Raw genomic sequence first — 14484 nt, forward strand, 5'->3', positions numbered from 1 at the left:
TTATACGGAACGACGCAAAAAGAATGACAGGCGCTCCGAAGAGCGCCTTTTTTTACATGAACAACGTACGAATTGCAGTCGGTATGTTTTGCGGATCCCAGACGTAAGGGCGAAGTTCGTCGGCGCTAACAGGGTTTCGTTCAGTATTGATCAGTGCCTGCTGCCACTGTTGCGGATCGGCTTTCAGACGCAGGATCGGCAGAGTATTGCGCAGCGAAGGCACGTCGCTGACGATCACCCGGCAGCCCCCTGCAGCAAGCTGAACGGCGAGATAGTCATCCTTAAAACGATTATGGTCGCTGTTCTGCCTGAACAGAACGGCTGAGTGAATGCGGAGTCGTTGCAGTTGTTCACCAGAGAGCCTTTCCCCCTGCCAGCGAACCGTTTCCGCCACCAGCGGGATCCAGGCTTTTGGCCAGTTTCCCAGCAGCACCCAGTCCAGGTGTTCTCGTGTCGCCGCAATTATCCGCCCCACAAACTCCCGCTCTTTGTCTGATAACGAGCCAGGAATACACAAGACGCGTCGACGGGCTGAGGGTTCACGGTCAGGCATTGCAATATCTTCACGCGACAGCAGTACCGGCAGACGTACCGCGGCCATTTTACGTTTAGCGAGCAGAATTTCACGTTCACCCGACCAGGTAAGCCACTGGTTGACCGCAGCATCAGGTGCCGGAACATTATTTACCGGGCCTCCGCTGTCGGCCAGGGCGAGAACGCGCAGCGGAGCGACTGCGTTCGCTGCCACGAGCCGCGCGGATAATGCCGCGTTCGGGGCATCTGTCAGCACCACGGTGCCAGGAGCCGCGCGCAGGATATCGGGAACGGTCAGAGACGGGCTGCCCTGTTTCAGAACGATCTCTCCCTCTGCCGCCATCATTTGAAACAGATGAGTGATACGTTGCACGTACTCAGCCGTTCCGCCATTGTTTATCAGCAGCACGCAGGAGTGCGCCGGAGATAAACTTGTCAGCCAGTTCGCGGGGGCGATGTCAGTAACAAAGAGCGGATCTTGGAGCGCACAATTGCGGTTATAGGCCGGATCGTCGGTGAAATAACGCGGAGCTGACGCCATCAGGAGCTGACGCTGCGGATTTTCGCTCACGCAGACCGCTTCACAGAGGAGGGCATTATCGGAGGCCACCACGCTATATGGCGTCCAGACCGCGAGATAGCCTGACGCACTCAGAGTCAGTGAAGCCACAATATCGATGGCATGTTCATCGTCATAACCGGTGGGCAGGCCCTCAATACGTTGCCAGGCATCGCGTCGGATAAGCAGGCAGTTGCCGCTTAACGCCGAATAGTTTTGATCGCACTGGTAGCGGGACATATACCCCTCTGACTGCCACGGCTCGCCCTGCCCTGCGTGCCCTGCCCATCCCCTGGCCCCCACAATCACCCCAGCGCTTAACAGACGCTGATCGGTGGTGATGATTTTAGGCCCGACGCAGCCCACTTCGGCTCGTACCGCATGGCTCAGCAGCGTCTTAAGCCAGTTTTTAAGGACAAACAGCGTATGAAGATTCAGCAATAACAGATAGTCACCGGTCGCATTTTTTTCGAGATGATTTATCCGGCTGGGGTAATTCTGCTGCGCCTCGCACACCAGAACCTTAAGCGGCATTACGGCCTGTATCTGACGGATGACGTCACGCATCGGCTCGCTGGCGTTTTCACTCACCGCCAGCAGAACCTCTTTGTGCGGCCAGTCGGTGTTATTCATCAGGCTTTCAATACAGCGCACCAGCAGCGCGGGATCGTCTCCGGCATCCAGTAAAATACTGACAGTTTCGTTCTGTGGCGGATGATAAATCAGACGCCAGGCGGCGTTGTTTTGCCTTTCCAGCTGCGCCTCAGGGTAGCCACGCCGTTGCAGGTAAGCGCCGAGGATCTGCTGTTCTTCTTCCGGACTGTGCCGGGAGAAGATCGCTTCTGGCGTAAGCGTCACCACATCGGCGATATGGCCGATAGTCCCGGTGCCCCACTCCAGCAGATAGTGGATGACCAGTTCTGATTCGAACGCGTGACGAAGGTCAGGATTAAACCCGCCCGCCGCCAGCCAGCCCTCGCGCCGGAACCAGACCCGGCGCAGATAGCGGTGCGGCGAAGCGAGGAACAGATCCAGATTGAAATCGGGCTTACGTAGCGGGGTGACTTCACCGTTCACATGACGAATGGCTTCGTCGGAAAATATCGCCTGACACGCCCCCGCCTCTGCCAGCATCTGGCGCATCAGCCCGATGCTCGCGGGCGTATATTCAGCCCCGGCGTCAATGCAGTGCAGCCAGTCAAACGCCTGAGCTTCGGCAAGCCGGGTGATGCACGTTATCCACTCACTCACCCCAACAGAGCAGGCGTTAAAGCGGCTGACGTCGATATGTGACGCGGGGGCAACCAGCAACACGGACTGCGTATCAACACCCTGCTGCGCGAGAGAGGCGAGCGAAGCGGCAATCTCATTCTCCTGCGCATCCTGGCAGAGGATCACGTGCAGTAGCACCGTCTGCGCCGTCAACGCCTGCGGGAGCGTGCGATGCGCCAGCCAGCCCCCGAAAGAGGCCCGGTGCTGCTCCTCATGTTGCTGCTGCGCTTTCGCCTGGGTCAGCGCGAGGAAGTTATCGAGTTGTGTCTCCATTGCTCGCCGTTTTTTCAGCAGAAATTCACGTGCGATATGCAGGCTGGCACGTATGTTCTCCAGGGACTCCGGTGAATCCGAGTATCCAAATCCAGCCCCGCCGATATCCTTTAGCGTCTGCTCATTCAGTGCATACTGCTCATAACCAGGGGCGCTTAACGCCACCACTGGGCAGCCACAGAGGTTTGCCAGTAAACAGGTGCCTGACGATTCATACGTATAAAGCACCCTTCCCCGCTTCAATAGCGAGGCCAGGTCACGTAGCGACAAGGGGTTTTGCATTGAAAGGATGGTGATGTTTTCAGGTAACAATGAAAAATCTATTACTGATTGCGGAATACGGTTCAGATAAAGAAAATCTTTATCTTTTACCGGATTGTCATCTTCGAAAAGCGACAGGTCATAACTCTCAATCCCCAGGATAATGGGATCAGGCTCTTTATCCGCAAATTCGGCCCGGTACCAGAAAAAGAGATCCTCCGGTCCCGCCTCGATCCCATTCCCCATGATCACCCCTTCCCGGTTCAACATATAGCGAACAACAACGGGAGCAGAAAATGGGTTACCGGTTGTCACCTCCGGATAGACGGCAATCCAGGGAGTCCCGCCGGACATCACCTGGCTATAGGCCTCTTCCGTCAGCGCCGGGGCATTCCATTCATCATTAACTTTACAGCCCACCATCCAGGCATTGCCGCCCCGTTCGTTAATGAGATGACAAAGGCGATGTAGTACCTGAATACCCAGCGATGATTCCCGGTAATCCGGAGCCGCAATCAGGTAGGGATAATGTGCCGTAAACATCATGAGTAATCCTGTTTCATATCAAAAATCCAGCCAGCCGTGGCGCCAGTCATCAAGCCCGCCGTCGCGCAAATACCAGTCGCGTTGAACCGCTTCACGCAGCGCATCACCCTGTTGGGTGCGGTATTCAGCATCATTTAAATGAAGCTGAACGGCGTTCATCCAGTCTTTGTATCGGTTCTCTACCAGCGTCACCGGCAGGCCACAGCGGTAAGGGGCAATATCCGTCGCGATGATCGGCACGCCGCAGGTGCCAATCTCCAGCAGACGCAAATTACTTTTGCACTCGTTAAACTGATTAATATCTAACGGTACCAGCGCCAGATCGAGGTTCAGGCTCGCCAGCTTTTCGGGATACATTTCAAAGGGCACGCCAGGGTGGAATTCGCACTGAACGTTGCGCGGCTTCATCCCCATGAACACCCACTCAACCTGGTGCTCCAGCGCTTTGATGAGTGGCTCGATGATCTGCAGATCACCGGTATGCGTACTTCCCCCCGCCCATCCCACGCGCAGCTTTTTACCGCTGCCGCGTTGGCTTTGCAGATGCCCCCATAGATCGGGCGCCAGGCGGTTCTGCGCGATACGGATGTCCTGATGAAAACGACTGTAAGCCTCAGCAAGCGGCGCGGTGGATACCACGACCCGATCGACGCTCTCAAGAATTTTGCGGAAGCTTTTCACGATGTGTTGCGGATAATGGCTGCGGTTGCCGTTTTTCAACGGCACGTTAAGCAGGAAATCATCGTATTCAACAATAATTTTGGCGTCACAAACATTGCGCAGTTGAGTAATAATGTCAGGGAAGCGGCTCCCGGTGAGCGACTCCAGCACGATGACATCTGGCTGCTGCAATGCGGCTTCCATTACACCGGGTATAGAATTGATCAGCCCGCCTTCCATCATCAGATGGCTTTCCATCGCCCTGAACGGCTGCATGATGCGGTAGTTGCCGCACCCGTTCCAGTCCACGTGATGCGCCAGTACCACCGGAAGAGGACGACCGGGCAGCGGGGCATGAATCCGCGCGCTGTTTTCGCTCAGCGTGAACGGGGACCCCGTTTTTTGCATCAATGGATGGTACGACGGATCGTTCAGCAGACCGGTTTTCCACTCGTTGCGAAGTTGCACGTAGTGTTCCAGCATCGGGCGTTCTGGCACCTGATATTTACCCGCCAGTAGGCGCGTTGCGCCCCCCATATGCTTTACGCGGGCGAATGGCGTCCAGACGTTGATATAACCCTGCTGCTGCAGTCGTAACCCCAAATCCACATCGGCGAAATAGATGGGGTAACGCTCCTGGGTAAAGCCGTTGATCGCGAAGAAGGTCTCTTTACGGATCGTCAGACAAGATCCGCTGACGGCAGCCACGTTGTGCGGCGTTTTCAAGTAGTTCTGGAAACCATTGCTCAGGGGATCCGCGCCATCAAAAGCCACTTCCACGCCATTCTGCACGCCCAGCAGATAGCCGCCATGCTGGATCCGGCCATCCTGGTACTCCAGTCGTGCCCCAACCACCCCGACTTCCGGGCGCAGTGCCTGCTCCAGCAAAGCCTCAAGCCAGTCGCCGTCAATAATTTCGCAGTCATTGTCTAAAAAGACCAGCACATCGCCGCGGGCCTGTTGTGCCGCCGCATTCCCCATTTCAGCAAAGTTAAAGGGGGCATCGTAATGCAGGACACGAATCTGCTCGAGCCCCAGTCCGGCAAGATCGTTCAGAAAGCGACAGGCATCGTCGTCAACTGACTGGTTATCGACTATCAACAGCTCATAACGCGTGTAGCGCGTTTTTTCCATCAGGCTTTCAATACAGCGCTGGATCAGCGCAAAGCGATCGCGGGTCGGGATCACGATCGAAACCAGTGGCGTAGCGTTCAATGGGTAGCGCAAACGAGGAAGATGCTCTGCCAGCCCCGCTTCTAAGGAGGCCGAGATACCCAGTCGCGCCAGATGCCCAAGCACGCTCGCCTGACACTGCGCTACAACCTCAGGTGCCTCACTCCAGGCCGTCGCGGGTTGCGGATTTTCCACCAGCACTTCAGGAACATGCGCTAGCGCCGGCACGCCCTGTCTCTCAATCAACCGCCAGATCAGATCGATCGGTGCGGCTTCGGGATAGCGCATGTCAATGCCACCCGCTTCTTTCGCATGTTCCCGGTTAAATAGTATCACCTGGCCGATGTAAGGCTGGCCTCGCAGCAGGTCAATATTGACTCCCGGACGCAGCACCACCAGCGGCTCGCTGCTCTCCTGGTGTGTCATTTCATCACAATAAAATGCACTGGCATCTGGCTTATTGATGGCCTGCTCCATAAAACGCAGCAGCGCATCATCCAACAGGGTGAATCCCTCAGGGATAAGCAGCAACATACGAGCATCACGATGCTCAAGCAGTAAATTGACGTCGGCGTATGACGGAACCACATCAAGCGACTGCACCGCCAGTGTCTGAGCAGCAAGGGAGGCCAGCGTGCGCTGGCACGCTTCGCTCTGCTCGTCACGCGCAATCACCACCACCCCTATGCTGGCCTGTTCGGGCAAAGCCTGAGCAAAGGAGTGCAGCGCTTCACGGCGCGCAGAGGTGATTTTACGATCGTCGAGCCAGCGAGGAATGGAGTACTGCCTGTCTTGCTGGGCCAGCATTGCCTTACTGTGGAACGATAAGGCGTAACGCTCTTTTTCCGTCAGCCTGTGCTCTGTCAACTCAGGCAGATCGGTGAGCAGTCGTGAGAGGTGCAGATCGAGAGCCCAGCGATTTAAAAATGTCTGACGGTGGCTTTGCGCCCACTCCGCTGCCCGCTCATAACCCGTGGTTAATAGCTCAATCCACTCTTCCGCACCCGGGCAAAAACGCAGCGAAGCCCCGGAAAATGCATTGCGTTCGTAGCGAGGCAGATTGTCATCATTCAGATAGCCTTCAACGTAACCATTCAGTGCCAGAAACACCGGTATGCCGAGCGTCAGCGCCCTGGCCGCATGTTGGTCCGTGGCGATAACCACGTCATACCCCGCGAGCCAATCAGGTTCAATACGCCGCGACTGCTGAGACATATCAAGCCATTCAAACTGAATATTTGCCCGGGCTGCGTGCTGCTGGACTTCATACATCTCCGCAGACATCGTTTCGGCAATATAGAGCATTTTTTGCAGGGGACGTGCAGGCGTGGCTCGCGCAACCTCCGCAAAATGAGACGGGATCATCCAGGGTACGATGCGCAACTTGCTCTCCTCAATGCCCGTTTGCACAAGCACAGGATGGCTCAGTTCGCACAGTCCCAGTACCTCGCTCGCCAGCCTGTTTTCAAGCTCTGCACCCCAGGGGATATAAACGTCGTTGTAATCGGTGTAGTGACGGAAAATAAACGCCCCGGTCGTGCGTTGCGTCGTGAGCGCGGTCAGTAATTTTTCACTGAAAAAGCCTTTCACGATCCAGATCAGATCGTAACGGGATCCTGGTTCGCCGCTGGCGTCCGTGATCGCCTGAAAATGCGGATCGCCCGCTAACCGATCCAGTTCGGGCTGCAGCAGTTTGCCGGCTGAGGAGGTGCATAACGTAACGTGCCACTCTTTTGCAAGCAGCGCGTCGGTAATGTCGATGATTTCCGTGGTAGCGGGGGACCAGGCGTCAAACTTGTCAACGCTAATCAAAATTCCAGGCATTTTTTGTCCTCAACGTCAGGGGAGAGACGCTTCCAGGCCTATTTTCGGTAATACGATATTTTGCGCTGAAACGAAAAAATTGAGAGGAAAAGGAGGGGAACGAAACGGGGTTAAATCTGACGATTGGGCATAAAAAAAGGCATCCGAAGATGCCTTTTGTGCGCGTTTTGAAAATTAACGCAGCAGGGACAGCATGGTCTGCGGAACCTGGTTGGCCTGGGCCAGAACAGAAGAGCCAGCCTGCTGCAGGATCTGCGCGCGGGACATGTTCGACACTTCGGTTGCGTAGTCAGAATCCTGAATACGGCTGCGGGCAGCAGACAGGTTGTTCACGGTGTTGTTCAGGTTGGTGATGGTGGACTCGAAACGGTTCTGAGACGCACCCAGCAGGCTACGCTGGTTATCAACTGATTTGATTGCCGCATCGATGTCTGCCAGCGGGCTACCGTTGGTGGTACCACCGGAAGAAACAGTACCGCTCAGCACGTCGAAGCCTTCTGCAGCTGTGCTACGCGCGGTGCCGTTGATGCTCTGACCAGAAGTCTGGGAAGTTGCACCGGAGGCGTTGAACAGGTTGTAGTCGTTAGATTTGCTCAGGCTGATAGAGATGGTTTCGCTATCTTTGGAGCCAACCTGGAAGCTGTAGCTTGCAGAGCCGGTACCGGTGTTCAGCACTTTGATGCCGTTGAAGTCGGTCTGCTTGGTCACGCGGTCGATCTCTTCCATACGCTGGTTAACTTCAGCCTGGATGGAGTCGATGTCAGATGCGGAGTTGGAGCTGTTCTGCGCCTGAACGGTCAGGTCACGTACACGCTGTAAGTTGTTGTTGATTTCGCTCAGCGCGCCTTCAGCGGTCTGCGCCAGGGAGATACCGTCGTTGGCGTTACGTGCAGCAACGTTCAGACCGTTGATGTTGGAGGTGAAGCGGTTAGCAATCGCCTGGCCCGCTGCGTCATCTTTTGCGCTGTTGATACGCAGACCGGAAGACAGACGCTCAATCGCAGTACCCAGAGTTGACTGAGATTTGCTCAGGTTGTTCTGAGTCATCAGAGACAGGGTGTTAGTGTTAATTACTGCCATGATAAGTATCCTTCAAATTAGTCATGAGTTTCGGCATGCGCCAGTGGCTTCATCGCCTTCTCCAGGATTATCGACAGGACACTTTCAAACTTTAGTAATTTTAATGTTAATTTTTTATTTGGCTTTGATTTGAAAAGAAAAAAAGCGCTGACCGGCAGCGCTTTTTAATGACGAACTGACGATTAACGCAGCAGGGACAGCATGGTCTGCGGAACCTGGTTGGCCTGGGCCAGAACAGAAGAGCCAGCCTGCTGCAGGATCTGCGCGCGGGACATGTTCGACACTTCGGTTGCGTAGTCAGAGTCCTGAATACGGCTGCGGGCAGCAGACAGGTTGTTCACGGTGTTGTTCAGGTTGGTGATGGTGGACTCAAAACGGTTCTGAGACGCACCCAGCAGGCTACGCTGAGAGTCAACCGATTTGATTGCCGCATCGATGTCTGCCAGCGGGCTACCGTTGGTGACACCTGCCGCGCTAACGGTACCGCTCAGCACGTCGAAGCCTTCTGCAGCGGTGCTACGCGCGGTGCCGTTGATGCTCTGACCAGAAGTCTGGGAAGTTGCACCGGAGGCATTGAACAGGTTGTAGTCGTTGGATTTGCTCAGGCTGATAGAGATGGTTTCGCTATCTTTGGAGCCAACCTGGAAGCTGTAGCTTGCAGAGCCGGAACCGGTGTTCAGCACTTTGATGCCGTTGAAGTCGGTCTGCTTGGTCACGCGGTCGATCTCTTCCATACGCTGGTTAACTTCAGCCTGGATGGAGTCGATGTCGGACGCGGAGTTGGAGCTGTTCTGCGCCTGAACGGTCAGGTCACGAACGCGCTGCAGGTTGTTGTTGATTTCGCTCAGCGCGCCTTCAGCAGTCTGCGCCAGGGAGATACCGTCGTTGGCGTTACGTGCTGCAACGTTCAGACCGTTAATGTTGGAGGTGAAGCGGTTAGCAATTGCCTGGCCCGCAGCGTCATCTTTTGCGCTGTTGATACGCAGACCGGAAGACAGACGTTCGATTGCGGTACCCAGCGTGGACTGAGACTTGCTCAGGTTGTTCTGAGTCATCAGAGACAGGGTGTTAGTGTTAATTACTGCCATGATAAGTATCCTTCAAATAAATTATGAATCACGCCGTGGAAATTCATACAAGTTATCGTCCAGATACCCACAAACTTTAACGATCGTTTGAAATATAATTCGCAACTAAATTGATCAATTTCGATTCATTAAAGCCAGCAACTACTCATTAACAATTTAATTTGGCCTATAAACGAAAAAAGCGCCGACAAGCGGCGCTTTTAAGCATGGCGTTAAAAAATAATTAACGCAGCAGAGACAGCATAGTCTGTGGAACCTGGTTGGCCTGGGCCAGAACAGAAGAGCCAGCCTGCTGCAGGATCTGCGCGCGGGACATGTTCGACACTTCGGTTGCGTAGTCAGAGTCCTGAATACGGCTGCGGGCAGCAGACAGGTTGTTCACGGTGTTGTTCAGGTTGGTGATGGTGGACTCAAAACGGTTCTGAGACGCACCCAGCAGGCTACGCTGGTCATCAACCGCTTTGATTGCCGCATCGATATCTTTCAGCGGGGTAGTACCTGCAGCAGTACCACCAGTACCACCGGTCACTTTACCTTTCAGAACGTCGAAGCCTTCTGCCGCAGTAGTACGTGCGTTGCCGTTAACGACATCGGTGCCAGAAGCCATGGTTTTGGTGTTCAGGGTAGTACCGGACTGGCCTGCAGCTGCCAGGTTGTAGCTGTCGCTTGAGCTCAGTTTGATCGCGATAGTCTCAGAATCTTTAGAGCCAACCTGGAAGCTGTAGCTTGCAGAGCCGGAACCGGTGTCCAGCACTTTGATGCCGTTAAAGTCGGTCTGCTTGGTTACGCGGTTGATCTCTTCCATACGCTGGTTAACTTCAGCCTGGATGGAGTCGATGTCGGACGCGGAGTTGGAGCTGTTCTGCGCCTGAACGGTCAGGTCACGAACGCGCTGCAGGTTGTTGTTGATTTCGCTCAGCGCGCCTTCAGCGGTCTGCGCCAGGGAGATACCGTCGTTGGCGTTACGTGCAGCAACGTTCAGACCGTTGATATTGGAGGTGAAGCGGTTAGCAATCGCCTGGCCCGCTGCGTCATCTTTTGCGCTGTTGATACGAAGGCCGGAGGACAGACGCTCGATTGCGGTACCCAGAGTTGACTGAGATTTGCTCAGGTTGTTCTGAGTCATCAGAGACAAGGTGTTAGTATTAATAACAGCCATGATGTATTCCTTTAAAAGTTTTAGATTCAGGCATCTGCCTACGGCTTTCTCGCCGCTAACCTGATTATCGACCTCCCCTTTCCAACCTTTAGAAAAAAGATCATTTTTTTAAAAGGACAAACTGCCCGCTATTTTTCCGCTTTATTTCCGCATTGAAAACGATAAAAAAACGCTAATCTTTTTGCAATTTCTGCCGATAGAGCATCCAGCGATTGTCTCAATAAAGGATGAAAAAATGGCAAGTATTAGCTCACTCGGCGCAGGTACCAGTCTGGATCTCAATACGTTGTATGACAATTTACAGACAGCCGAGCAGACCAAACTCACGCCGATTACGCAGCAGCAGACCTCTTATAAAGCGAAGTTGACCGCATGGGGCGTAGTTCAGACTGCACTGACCAAGTTACAAACTGCTTCAGACGCGCTGAAAAATACCTCTGCTATCGCGCAGTCCAAAGTGACCAGCACCAATACCGCATTCAGTGCGACGCTGGCGAGCAGTGCCTCAGCCGGTTCTTACTCGGTAGAAGTGACGCAGCTGGCAGCCGCGCAGACGCTGCTGAGCCCGAAAGTTGCCAGCAAAGATACCGATCTGGGCGACAGCAGCATGAGCTCGCGCACCATCACCATCACGCAGCCGGGTCAGAAAGATCCGCTGACGGTAACGCTGGCCAGCGACAAGACCAGCCTTGCGGATGTGCGTGACGCGATTAACGCCAAGCAGGGAAGCGTCACCGCCAGCATCATTAAAGCGGATGACAACAGTTACTATCTGTCACTGACCTCACGTGACAGCGGTGTCGCCAATGAAATGACGATCACCACCGATGACAGTGAACTGGCGAAATATATCAGCCACGATCCGCTCGATTCATCAACGGGAATGAAGGTTCAGGTCGCGGCCGCCGATGCCATCGTCAATATCAATGGCATCAAGATCACCCGTAGCAGCAACGCCATTACCGATGCCCCAGAAGGCGTGACGCTCAACCTGACCAAAACTAACGTCGGCAGCCCGGAAACCTTGTCGATAGTGAAAGACAACCAGCCGATGACCGATGCGATCCAGGCGTTTGTCGATGCGTATAACTCGTTGCAGACCACCATCGGCAACCAGACCAAATATACCGCGGTTAAACAGGGCGATGGTTCTCAGGACACGAGCAACGGCGATCTGCTGGGCGATGGCACGCTGCGTAATATCCAGACGCGCCTGCGTTCTGCGGTCTCGGCTACACAAGGTTCCGGTTCTCTGTCTTCGCTGTCGCAGTTGGGTATTACCCAGGATGTAAACGGTAAGCTGACCGTGGACAGCACCAAGTTAGGGAAAGCCCTGACGGAAAAATCTACCGACGTGCTTGCATTGCTGTCCGGTGACGGTAAAACCACCGGCTTAGCGACCCAGACCAGCAACCTGCTGAAAGACATGTTAGGGACAGAGGGTTCGGTCAAGAGTGCCACCGATGGTATCAATAAGACGCTGAAAAACCTGTCCGATCAGTACGACCGTGTTAACGCACAGATTACCGCCACCATGGCGCGCTACAAAACGCAGTTCACCAGTTTGAGTCAGCTGGTCTCTTCCATGGATCAAACCGGGAGCTATCTGACCCAACAGTTCAACGCCATGAACAGTTAATGAATGATGAGTTGAGGTTTTACGATGTATACAAAATCGGGAATTCAGGCCTATGCGCAGGTTAGCGTAGAGAGTGCCGTCCTGAGTGCCAGCCCGCATCAACTGGTGGTATTACTTTTTGATGGCGCGTTAAGCGCCATGAAAAAAGCCATTATTTTGATTGAGCAAGGTGATATTCCCGGTAAAGGGCAGGCGCTGGGCAAAGCCATCAATATTATCAGTAATGGTCTGCAGTCAGGGCTGAATCACGAGGTTGGTGGTGAGTTAACCACCAATCTGGACAGCCTCTACGACTACATGACCCGACGTCTTTTACAGGCCAATATTCATAATGACATTGATGCCATTAATGAAGTGGCGGGGTTACTCAATAACATCGCTGATGCCTGGAAAGAGATAGGCCCCAATTCTCAACATATCCGGGACAATTACTAATGGAAGCCAATCTGGGATTGCTCCAACACTATCAGCAACTGCTAACCACCAGCGCCTCGATGCTGGCCCTGTCAAAATCAGGGCGCTGGGATGAGCTGATTACTTTTGAAGTGAAATATCTGACCGCCGTTGAAAAGCTAACACAGTTTCAGGATGCGAATGAAATTGCGCCGCACATACAGGCGCAAATACGCCCGATGCTGCGTCAGATCCTCGACAATGAAATTGAGCTTAAAGCCTTGCTGCAACAGCGTATGGACGAGCTGAGAACTTTGGTTGGGCACTCTTCCCGACAACATAATCTGAATGCAACTTATGGACGTCTCTCTGGCAATATTCTTTTCCCCGCGGATATCTGAACGGGGGTTGATTACAGGCGGGTGAATATATTTCACTATTTCACCCGCTAACTTCTTCCGTCTCGCTCATACTCTCTGTGTTCTTAAACTGGAGCACGGAAGATGAAAAACCCCACCCTTTTGCAGTTCTTCCATTGGTATTACCCTGAAGGCAGTAAACTCTGGCCGGAAGTGGCCGAGCGTGCCGACGGCTTAAACGAGATCGGTATCAACATGGTCTGGCTGCCCCCGGCCTATAAAGGCGCTACCGGCGGCTACTCTGTGGGTTACGACTGCTACGATCTTTTCGATCTCGGCGAGTTCGATCAAAAAGGATCTATTCCCACCAAATACGGTGACAAAAACCAGCTGCTGGCCGCTATCGACGCGCTGAAACGCAACGACATCGCAGTGCTGTTGGACGTGGTGGTGAACCACAAAATGGGCGCCGATGAGAAAGAGTCCATCCGCGTTCAGCGCGTCAACGCCGACGATCGCAATCAGATCGATGACGAGATTATTGAATGCGAAGCCTGGACCCGCTACACCTTCCCCGTTCGCGCCGGAAAGTACTCAGAGTTTATCTGGGATTACAAATGCTTCAGCGGCATCGACCATATCGAAAATCCTGAGGAAAATGGCGTCTTTAAGATCGTCAATGATTACACCGGCGACGGCTGGAACGATCAGGTCGATAACGAGATGGGGAATTTTGACTACCTGATGGGCGAAAACATCGATTTTCGTAACCGTGCGGTAACCGAGGAGATCAAATACTGGGCGCGCTGGGCGATGGAACAGACCCAGTGCGACGGCTTCCGTCTGGATGCAGTGAAACATATTCCGGCCTGGTTCTATAAAGAGTGGATCGAACATGTGCAGGAGGTCGCGCCGAAGCCGCTGTTTATCGTGGCGGAATACTGGTCGCATGATGTCGATAAACTGCAGCAGTATATCGATCAGGTTGAAGGCAAAACCATGCTCTTCGACGCCCCGCTGCACATGAAGTTTCACGAAGCCTCGCGACAGGGTCGGGATTACGACATGAGCCAAATCTTCACCGGCACGCTGGTGGAGGCCGATCCGTTCCATGCGGTGACGCTGGTTGCAAACCACGACACCCAGCCTCTACAGGCGCTGGAAGCCCCGGTCGAAGCCTGGTTTAAGCCGCTGGCCTATGCCCTGATTTTGCTGCGTGAAAACGGCGTGCCCAGCGTCTTTTACCCCGACCTGTATGGTGCCAGCTACGACGACACCGGCGGTGATGGCGAGACGTACCACATCGACATGCCGGTGATCGAGCAGCTCGACCAGCTGATCCTCGCCCGCCAGCGCTTTGCACACGGCATCCAGACCCTGTGGTTCGATCACCCTAACTGTATCGCCTTCAGCCGCAGCGGCACCGACGACGATCCCGGCTGCGTGGTGGTGCTCTCTAACGGCGATGAGGGCGAAAAAACGATCGCGCTTGGGGACAACTACGGCAACAAGAGCTGGAAAGATTTTCTCGGCAACCGGGAGGAGATCGTGACCACTGACGAAACCGGCACCGGCGTCTTTACCTGCAACGGTGGCAGCGTCAGCGTGTGGGTACTGGAGGCGGTGTTGTAAGCGGTAAAGCCGGGCGGCGCTGCGCCTGCCCG

At 54.3% G+C, this 14484-nt stretch carries 9 protein-coding genes; 4 read left to right on the plus strand and 5 right to left on the minus strand.

Going from position 1 to position 14484, the window contains the following annotated elements; genetic code table 11:
• Positions 1-52 precede the first annotated feature (52 nt).
• From ACOYA6_RS10145 to ACOYA6_RS10165, 5 genes are all read right to left on the minus strand, one after another.
• Positions 53-3445, minus strand: coding sequence for a glycosyltransferase (locus ACOYA6_RS10145; RefSeq protein ID WP_422654627.1), 3393 nt, complete (start codon positions 3443-3445; stop codon positions 53-55).
• An 18-nt stretch (positions 3446-3463) separates the two neighbouring features.
• The gene (locus tag ACOYA6_RS10150; protein WP_422654628.1) at positions 3464-7102 is read right to left on the minus strand and encodes a glycosyltransferase; all 3639 of its coding nucleotides are present in this window, start codon (positions 7100-7102) and stop codon (positions 3464-3466) included.
• A gap of 174 nt (positions 7103-7276) precedes the next feature.
• On the minus strand, positions 7277-8182 hold the full coding sequence (locus ACOYA6_RS10155) for a flagellin N-terminal helical domain-containing protein (protein ID WP_422654629.1): 906 nt from the start codon (positions 8180-8182) through the stop codon (positions 7277-7279).
• Positions 8183-8364: 182 nt separating this feature from the next.
• The gene (locus ACOYA6_RS10160; RefSeq protein ID WP_422654630.1) at positions 8365-9270 is read right to left on the minus strand and encodes a flagellin N-terminal helical domain-containing protein; all 906 of its coding nucleotides are present in this window, start codon (positions 9268-9270) and stop codon (positions 8365-8367) included.
• 223 nt (positions 9271-9493) lie between these two features.
• The gene (locus ACOYA6_RS10165; RefSeq protein WP_422654631.1) at positions 9494-10429 is read right to left on the minus strand and encodes a flagellin N-terminal helical domain-containing protein; all 936 of its coding nucleotides are present in this window, start codon (positions 10427-10429) and stop codon (positions 9494-9496) included.
• Between the two features lie 235 nt (positions 10430-10664).
• Between ACOYA6_RS10165 and fliD the strand changes: the two genes are divergently transcribed.
• The 4 genes from fliD to amyA all read left to right on the plus strand — a co-directional run bounded on the left by fliD (position 10665) and on the right by amyA (position 14452).
• Positions 10665-12068 (plus strand): flagellar filament capping protein FliD, encoded by a 1404-nt coding sequence (gene fliD / locus ACOYA6_RS10170; RefSeq protein ID WP_039032567.1) that lies wholly within the window; start codon positions 10665-10667, stop codon positions 12066-12068.
• Between the two features lie 24 nt (positions 12069-12092).
• A complete protein-coding gene (gene fliS / locus ACOYA6_RS10175) occupies positions 12093-12503 on the plus strand; it encodes a flagellar export chaperone FliS (protein WP_039032566.1) in 411 nt (136 codons plus the stop codon).
• Positions 12503-12862, plus strand: a complete 360-nt coding sequence (gene fliT / locus ACOYA6_RS10180) for a flagella biosynthesis regulatory protein FliT (protein ID WP_039032565.1) — start codon at positions 12503-12505, stop codon at positions 12860-12862. Before fliS ends, fliT begins: the two co-directional genes overlap by 1 nt.
• A gap of 102 nt (positions 12863-12964) precedes the next feature.
• Positions 12965-14452 (plus strand): alpha-amylase, encoded by a 1488-nt coding sequence (gene amyA / locus ACOYA6_RS10185; RefSeq protein ID WP_039032564.1) that lies wholly within the window; start codon positions 12965-12967, stop codon positions 14450-14452.
• The last annotated feature ends 32 nt before the right edge of the window (positions 14453-14484 follow it).

It is taken from the genome of Leclercia barmai (assembly GCF_049312895.1).
Taxonomy (GTDB): domain Bacteria; phylum Pseudomonadota; class Gammaproteobacteria; order Enterobacterales; family Enterobacteriaceae; genus Enterobacter; species Enterobacter barmai.

Coding starts and splice junctions, on each gene's coding strand:
- amyA (WP_039032564.1), top strand. CDS start 12,965: ATGAAAAACCCCACCCTTTTGCAGTTCTTCCATTGGTATTACCCTGAA.
- ACOYA6_RS10145 (WP_422654627.1), bottom strand. CDS start 3,445: ATGATGTTTACGGCACATTATCCCTACCTGATTGCGGCTCCGGATTAC.
- fliS (WP_039032566.1), top strand. CDS start 12,093: ATGTATACAAAATCGGGAATTCAGGCCTATGCGCAGGTTAGCGTAGAG.
- ACOYA6_RS10160 (WP_422654630.1), bottom strand. CDS start 9,270: ATGGCAGTAATTAACACTAACACCCTGTCTCTGATGACTCAGAACAAC.
- fliT (WP_039032565.1), top strand. CDS start 12,503: ATGGAAGCCAATCTGGGATTGCTCCAACACTATCAGCAACTGCTAACC.
- ACOYA6_RS10155 (WP_422654629.1), bottom strand. CDS start 8,182: ATGGCAGTAATTAACACTAACACCCTGTCTCTGATGACTCAGAACAAC.
- fliD (WP_039032567.1), top strand. CDS start 10,665: ATGGCAAGTATTAGCTCACTCGGCGCAGGTACCAGTCTGGATCTCAAT.
- ACOYA6_RS10150 (WP_422654628.1), bottom strand. CDS start 7,102: ATGCCTGGAATTTTGATTAGCGTTGACAAGTTTGACGCCTGGTCCCCC.
- ACOYA6_RS10165 (WP_422654631.1), bottom strand. CDS start 10,429: ATGGCTGTTATTAATACTAACACCTTGTCTCTGATGACTCAGAACAAC.